Genomic DNA, 7564 nt, shown 5'->3' on the forward strand with positions numbered 1-7564 from the left:
GCTGCTGATTAAGAAAGAAGCACTTACAGAGATGTAGGTGCTTTTTGTATTTCTCTCAAAATATATAAGCTATTAGCTGTCAGCTGATAGCTACCAGAGAACAGAAGTCGGAAGACAGAAGTTAGAAACCAGCAGACAGAATTATTCTTTCCTTACTCCTTACTATGGCAATAGACTTTTCGCTAACGCTTTGGATGACGATTGATGGATAATGATATTTTGCCAAGAAAAACGGTATGCAAACTAAGTGACTCTTACCTTAAGTGTCATTCAGAACGGCGGGAAGAATGCATTGTGAAAAATAATGGAAAACGGGAATGTGACACAGAGTGAAGAATCTATTACTCTGATGATAGTAAACGGAAAACGGCTGTCAGCCATCAGCTATCAGCTACTGGCTTATAGTTACCAATTACTGCCTTTTCGCTAATAGCTAACAGCTAACGGCTCGCAGCTGAGAAATAGACTCTTCGCTTCGCTCTGAGTGACGATGAACCGGCTATCAGAAATCGGTTGTCAGTTACCAACTATCAGCTGAAAGCTCGTGACTATAAGAAATCGTCATTAATGACTCATTGCTGAAGAAAAGTAGAAATTATATGCGTTTTTTGATATAATGTATTAAATAAATTTCATTTATTTAATAATCATTGTCAGGAACGTGATCTGGCTGACCTGTAGTTGTCCGTTAAATTTTGAGTCGGTCGTGGAACAAAAAGGGGAAGCGAAGGATGAAAAGTGTATCGTCGGGAAAATAAGACGATTCTTTTATGGTTTTATTGTTTTAGGAGGTATTTATGAACCATATTTACAAAGTCATTTGGAGTAAAGCGAAGCATGCTTATGTAGTCACATCAGAAGTGGCGAAAAGCCATGCCAAAGGCGCTTCTGCGAAAGCAGTGAAAACGGCGCTGGCAGCAGCGGTAGGAATGAGCCTTTTTGTGGGGGGGTATACGGCGAATGCGGCACCGGCAACAAATCCGGCTGGTACTGGCGATGGCGTGGCTGTTGGTGCAAGTAGCAGTGCGCCGAAAGCGGAAAATGTAGCGATTGGTAAGGGTGCGACGATCAGCTATTCCAATGGAGCCAGCGCAGCGACCGGTGATATTGTAGTAGGCAGCGGTGCTAATATTAACAACTATGCGAGCCAAGGCGGCAGTATTGCCATTGGTAAAAATGCTAAAATAGAAAACATGGCTGGTGGTGGTGAGGCAACTTTTGCACTTGGACAAACGACTTTCTCTGGAAGTTTTCTTTCTAGTGCCCGTATTCCTCGAGATCCGACAAAGGTTGTTGGCAGTATTGCTATTGGTGATAACACCTTTGCTCGTACCGGCAGTACGATGATTGGTTCTCATAATTACAGAGGTGCGTTGGGAGATACAACTGTGGATAGTGCCGCTACTCGTGCTTCTAATCTGAATGTTTATGCGACTACTATTGGTGCAAATAGTTTTAGTAATGGTGCATTCACGACAACTACTGGGGTTTATAACATTATTTCCGGTGAATATAATGGCGGGCGATCCGCGAATGGTCAGAAAAATTTTGGTGCTACAGTTACTGGTGCTTTGAATAGTGTAGAGTCTATGGACTCAGCAGGCTCAGGATATTATTCTGGTATTGCTAATGGTGTTGTCGGTATTGCCAATAGAACACAGAATTCTAACGGTGCTTTGGTTTTCGGTGCCGGAAATGAAATCACGAATTCCATTGATGGTATTTCCGGCTTGCCTAGTGGTGGTTTATTCTCTACTAATCCAACTTCAGCTAAAGATTTGGCGAATATACTGCGTGAAGCCGTGAAAGATTCCAATGGCGGCGGTGCTACTTTAGCTATCGGCGGCGGTAATACAGCGGATTATACGCAGGCGTCCCAGATGATCGGGGTCAATAATACGCTGAAAGGAACCGCGGCAAACAAAGCAACTTACAGCTTGCTGAACGGATATAAGAATGAAGCGACGAATGTAGAGCATGTGTCCGTTATCGGTTCGGAAAATGTAGTGAATAATACAAAGAATGCAATCGTTCTTGGGGATAAGAGAAAGCTCACCGGGGCGAATGGAAACATCATCCTTGGTTCTTCTGATACCGTTATGGAAACAAAAGTTGCCGATGCGGCTATCCTTGGACATAATGCTAATGTAACTGTAGCAGGCGGTGTGGCGCTCGGCGCGAAATCCGTCGCGTCCACGGATAAAGGCGTGGCAGGTTATGATCCTTCAACTAAAGCGGCGTCTACAGAAACATCTCCGACCTGGAAATCCACTGCTGCTGCTGTATCCGTCGGCGACGCGGCTAATAATATTACCCGCCAGATTACGAATGTAGCGGCAGGGAAAGAAGATACAGACGCTGTCAATGTAGCGCAGCTGAAAAAAGCGGTAGCCGGAGCGACAGCAGACGGAAACGATAAATTAGTCGCAAATAATGATGCCTTAACCCTAAATGGAAATACCTTATCCATGAGTGTGAAAGACACAGCAGGAAATGAAGTAAAGGGCAGCGTTGACCTGTCAGCCGTAGCGGGCCAGATTGACACCAGAAGCACCGTGAAAGCCGGTGAAAATGTAAGCATTACAGACAAAGACAATGACTTTCATGCCAAAGAATACACCATCAATGTAAAAACTGACGGTAAAGTAGAAAGTGGAAATACGGGAATCGTCAGCGGCGGAACCGTATACAATGAAACCCATGTGAAGAACGACGGCACCTATGTGAAGAAAGGAAACAGTGCTGGAGACAATCTGTCTGTACTGGACAAACAGGTAAGCAAGAATACCGACAATATTACGAACCTGGGGAACACCATTTACAACATGAACAATACTGTAGGAGAATTGGGAGAAAGGATCAATAAAGTAGGAGCAGGAGCGGCTGCCTTGGCAGGACTCCATCCGCTGGACTTCGATCCTCATGACAAATGGGACATAGCGGCAGGCTTTGGCAACTATAGAAACGCCAGTGCGGCAGCCGTAGGACTCTTCTACCGTCCGAACGAAAGAACAATGCTGAACTTAGGATTTACCATGGGAGATTCAAGAAACATGGTGAATGCTGGCGTTTCCGTGAAACTGGGAAGAGGCGATGTATACACCAAGTACTCCAAGGTGGAGATGGCAAACCGCATTGAAGCTCAGGATAAGGAAATTGCAGCATTGAAAGCCAAAGACGCGGAAAGAGACGCGCAGATGAAAGATGTTCTGAAACAGCTGGAAGAACTTCGCAAAGGAAAGTAAGACGGCTATAAGGAAAGGTTTGTAAGTAATAAAAAGCACGGTACTGTCAAGTGTGACGGTATCGTGCTTTTTGCGATGGGGAAATATGGAAAGGCAGAAAACATTTACGGCTTACCGTTGGTAGCTTGTAGGCTTAGATTTGGACATGAGTTAAGAGGCTGCTGATTACTGTCTTCTGATAACTGATCACTGAATCCTCGCCGTCATTCTTGGCTTGACCGAGAATCTTTACACTAAGTGTCACTAAACAAAAAAGCAATACTGACACAGTCAGGCGGGGATACTCTAACGACTGTCTTGATACTGTTTTGAGCAAGCGTACCGCTATATGTCATCAGAGTAATAGATTCCCGCTTTCTCAATCACATTGACAAAACCATATGAGTTAATTTCCATTTACTTTCGCAGGAATGACCGTTTCGTATTAGTCGTCAGCTAATAGCTGACGACTGACTTCTGTATTCCGTTCACTGTCATCAGAGTAATAGATTCTTCGCTCTGCGTCACATTCTTGTTTTTCATTATTCTTCACAATGCATTCTTACCGCCGTTCTGAATGACATTTTCATGGCTTTTAGCTGCGAGCTATTAGCCGCTAGCTGCTGAAAGCTAATAGCTGTTAGCTGACTTCTGTCTTCTGATAGCTGTTAGCTGAGAGCTAGCAGCTGTTAACTTATTTCTCCTTTTTGCGAATTATTTTCTTCTTTGCTATAATAAAAAATTATATGGAAAGAGGCATTGGAGTTCGTCTCAAGGAGGGCATTGTGGCGGAGTGCAGTTTATTGCAGGACAAAATTTTGAAAGACGGCGTGATTAAACCGGGGAATTTACTCAAAGTGGACAGCTTTTTGAATCATCAGATTGACGTGCCTTTTATCAGCCGATTGGGGAAGGAATTTAAAGAGCTTTTTGCTGATAAAAAAATTGATAAGATTCTTACCATTGAAGCGTCGGGGATCGGGATTGCCTGTCTTACAGCGGTTTATTTCGGCGTTCCGGTGGTTTTTGCGAAAAAATCGGCGGGGAGCAATATGGATAAAGATATGTTTGCTACGGAGGTCATGTCTTATACGCACAACCGTATGAATCATGTGGTGGTGTCGAAGAAATATCTGAAAGCCGGCGAGCATGTTCTCATTATGGACGATTTCCTGGCGAACGGCTGCGCTGTGAACGGTCTTCTTGATCTGGTGAAGCAGGCGGGAGGCGTTACAGAAGGTATTGGAATCTGCATTGAGAAAGGGTTCCAAGGCGGCGGCGACGCTTTGCGAGAAGCCGGATATGATGTCCGCTCTTTGGCAATTATTGAAAAGATGGATGCCGAGACAGGCACCATTGTGTTCCGCTGAAGGAGGCTATGGTGAGCAGAGATCCTATTTATGAATTGGACGGAAAGATTTCTGTACAGAAAGCCGTTCCCTTTGGTCTTCAGCATGTTCTTGCCATGTTTGTGGCAAATATCGCGCCGATTCTCATCGTTACGGGTGTGGTGAAAATGTCGGCTCCGGAAGCGGGAGCTATCGTGCAGGCGGCTATGATTATCGCCGGCGTGGGTTCTCTTCTTCAAATGTATCCTTTCTTTCGTCTCGGAAGTGGACTTCCTGTCATCATGGGGATCAGTTTTACTTTCGTTTCCGTATTTTGCGTGATCGGCTTGAAATACGGTTATGGCGCTATTCTTGGCGCTGTTCTTGTGGGCGGAATCTTGGAGGGCATTCTTGGATTGGGAGCCGCCTGGTGGCTGATCAGGAGTCTCTAACAGTGGAGGCTCCCAGCAAAGAGCTGCTTAAAAGAGCTGAGGAATTCGGACAATGGTATGGAAAGCGGTATAAGACGGAAGTGACAAAGCACGGGCGGTTATATACCGGACAAGGATATGCCCGGGAAGTCTTCCTTGACCGTATGGATCTCCGTATGGAGTTTTACAGAGATTCACACCGTTGGACAAAGGACAGCTACGGATATAAAGTATTGCAGCAAGTAAGAAACGATGTGGCGGATCTTTTCGGCAAAGAAGGCGTTAAAAATGAAAAAGCAGCTTCTGACTTGGCTTATGACATCCTGAATGTGGAGAATAAAGATTTACAGAATGTGTCAAATCCCGATCTCCGAAGCTATGTGGATACCATGATTCTTTTTGCTATGGAAGAAACCATGAAAGAAAAGTAAAAGCCAGGCAAATAAAAAGACCCTTCGGGGTCTTTTTATTTGCCTGAAAGGGGCTGGAATGTACAGTCTGTCTACTGGTTTCGGTGCGAATGACGGGAGGGCGGATTTCTTTATTCTCCTGAGTCCATTTTCAGCACAATGTGTACTACACTTTCCCAGCGTAGTCGGGGACGAAGCGGGGGATGAATCACAACGGTGAAATCGTTCAATCGGGAAAGACAGAAAACAGTTTACGTCATTTTGACCGATGGGAGCAAAGGAGTTAGAATACACGCAACGCTCCCAAAGTTCGAGGAGCGGAGAAATCTTTCAGAAGAATGAAAATGCAGTTATACTGTAAGGAAAGACCGTTAGCGTCCTTTCCCAGCGGAATCGTGGCAGGCAGCGAAACGGGATTTTATTTTTGAAGAAGATGGGAATTTTATGATAGTCAATACAGGCCAGCGTACGGATATCCCTGCTTTTTACAGTACCTGGTTTATGAATCGGATTAAAGTGGGCTTTGTTATGGTCAGGAACCCGTTCAATCCTCACCGGGTGACACGGTATTCGCTTCGGCCGGATGCAGTGGATGCCATCTGCTTTTGTACTAAAAATCCAAAGCCTATGATACCGAGACTTAAAGAACTTCATGACTTTCGGCAAGTCTGGCATGTGACCATTACGGCCTATGGGGAAGAGATAGAGCCTCATGTGCCGCCTATTAGTGAAGTCGTTGATTCTTTCCGGCGGTTATCCGATATAGTAGGATCGGATCATGTCTTCTGGCGCTACGACCCGATTTTTCTTTCTTCGACCTATATTTTGCAGAAACATCTGGATACCTTTGGCAGGATTGCGGAAGCTTTGCGAGGGTATACGAGTGGGTGCATTTTCAGCTTTATAGACCTGTACAGCAAAACGCTGCGCAACCGGGGCCAAAGGCCCCGTCAACCTTCCCCTCTGAACCCTATTCTTCCGCCATTTCTCTCAGTTTTTCTCTGTCCATAATCCCGATTTTCTTTCCTTTTCTGCGGATGATATTTTTTTCTTCCAGCAGGTGGAGTTTGCGGGACAGGGTTTCGGGGGTGGTGCCCAGGTAGGCGGAGAGGTCTTTCATTTTCATGGGGATTTCTACCGTGTCCTTTTCGTTTTCATTGGAAAGGGCGGTGAGGTAGGAGGCCAGTCTTGTTTCCACTTTTTCCATCATGAGGAAGCGGGTCTGGTTTTCTGTGTCCGCCATGCGCTGGGCGTTCATTTCCAGAAGTTTCAGGGCCAGGCTGGGGGTTTTCAGGAGGAGGGCGTTGAAGTCGGTTTTGCGGAGGAGGCAGGCGTCCGTTTCTTCCAGGGTGTCGATGTAAATGCTTTGGGCTCTGGCACCGAGGAGGGCATTGACCCCTTCGTAGCTACCGGGGGTGAGGAGGCGGAGGAGCTGTTCTCTGCCGCTGCCGGAGAGCATGTACACTCTCATGGAGCCTTTTGCCACGATGATGAGGAGGGGGTCTTCGCCTGGCTGCCATACGGTTTCGCCTTTGCGGAAGTGGCGGTGGAGGATGAGGCTTTCTACCTGGTTCTGTTCCTCTTCGGTGAGGTGGTTGAAGAGAGGGACGATGGATACGCAGTGATGTTCTTTCATGGAAACCTTCTTTTTATAAAAATTTAGAAATTTTCGATTTCTTGACAGGTATCAAGGTTTTGGCGGCGGATTTTCTTTATACTATTGACAGATAAAGAAATGAGAGCTTACAGATCTCAGGTATAAAGAAAGGATGGTTCATATGATTAACACAATTCAGGAAGGCGTCGTTTTCAATCTGGCAGATAAGGCGGAATTTAAGGAAGGCAGTTTCCGTCCGCTGGTGATTGACAGCAATGATAAGGCGGAGTATGTGCTTATGGCGGTGGACGCGGGAGTGCTTATTCCTGACCATCAGGCGCCGGCGGATCTCATTTTCCAGGCTTTGGAAGGGGAGGCGGTTCTTCAGGTGGGAGGCATCGACCATCCGGTGAGGAAGGGGGATTTCCTGTTCATGAAGAAGGGAACCCTTCACCATCTGCAGGCGGTTACAAAGTTCAAGTTCTCCATGGTACGGATTTATTAATGATTTAGGAAAAGGCACCGGCTTTCTGCCGGTGTTTTTTTAGGGAGCGCTGATTAAATCGTTATCGGA

Annotated in this window: 7 protein-coding genes; 6 read left to right on the forward strand and 1 reads right to left on the reverse strand. The window is 45.9% G+C overall.

Annotated elements, in window-relative coordinates:
- The first annotated feature begins 797 nt into the window (after positions 1-797).
- From B2Y11_RS01720 to B2Y11_RS01740, 5 genes are all read left to right on the forward strand, one after another.
- The gene (locus tag B2Y11_RS01720) at positions 798-3245 is read left to right on the forward strand and encodes an ESPR-type extended signal peptide-containing protein (protein ID WP_291055374.1); all 2448 of its coding nucleotides are present in this window, start codon (positions 798-800) and stop codon (positions 3243-3245) included.
- Positions 3246-3970: 725 nt separating this feature from the next.
- Entirely contained in the window at positions 3971-4594 is a 624-nt protein-coding gene (locus B2Y11_RS01725) for a xanthine phosphoribosyltransferase (protein WP_291055376.1), read from the forward strand.
- A gap of 8 nt (positions 4595-4602) precedes the next feature.
- Complete coding sequence (locus tag B2Y11_RS01730) at positions 4603-5004, forward strand: solute carrier family 23 protein (protein WP_291055378.1); 402 nt, start codon at positions 4603-4605, stop codon at positions 5002-5004.
- A complete protein-coding gene (locus B2Y11_RS01735; protein WP_291055380.1) occupies positions 4983-5414 on the forward strand; it encodes a hypothetical protein in 432 nt (143 codons plus the stop codon). Before B2Y11_RS01730 ends, B2Y11_RS01735 begins: the two co-directional genes overlap by 22 nt.
- Positions 5415-5837: 423 nt before the next feature.
- Positions 5838-6404 carry a DUF1848 family protein gene (locus B2Y11_RS01740; RefSeq protein ID WP_291055382.1) on the forward strand — a complete coding sequence of 189 codons (567 nt, stop codon included), beginning with the start codon at positions 5838-5840 and terminating at the stop codon, positions 6402-6404.
- Here the strand turns inward: B2Y11_RS01740 and B2Y11_RS01745 are convergent.
- Positions 6364-7029, reverse strand: a complete 666-nt coding sequence (locus tag B2Y11_RS01745) for a Crp/Fnr family transcriptional regulator (RefSeq protein WP_291055384.1) — start codon at positions 7027-7029, stop codon at positions 6364-6366. The two genes, B2Y11_RS01740 and B2Y11_RS01745, sit on opposite strands and share 41 nt — an antisense overlap.
- A 142-nt stretch (positions 7030-7171) precedes the next feature.
- Between B2Y11_RS01745 and B2Y11_RS01750 the strand changes: the two genes are divergently transcribed.
- The gene (locus B2Y11_RS01750; RefSeq protein ID WP_291055386.1) at positions 7172-7495 is read left to right on the forward strand and encodes a cupin domain-containing protein; all 324 of its coding nucleotides are present in this window, start codon (positions 7172-7174) and stop codon (positions 7493-7495) included.
- The last annotated feature ends 69 nt before the right edge of the window (positions 7496-7564 follow it).

It is taken from the genome of Dialister sp. UBA1703 (genome assembly GCA_002320515.1).
In the GTDB taxonomy this organism is placed as follows: Bacteria; Bacillota; Negativicutes; order Veillonellales; family Dialisteraceae; genus Dialister.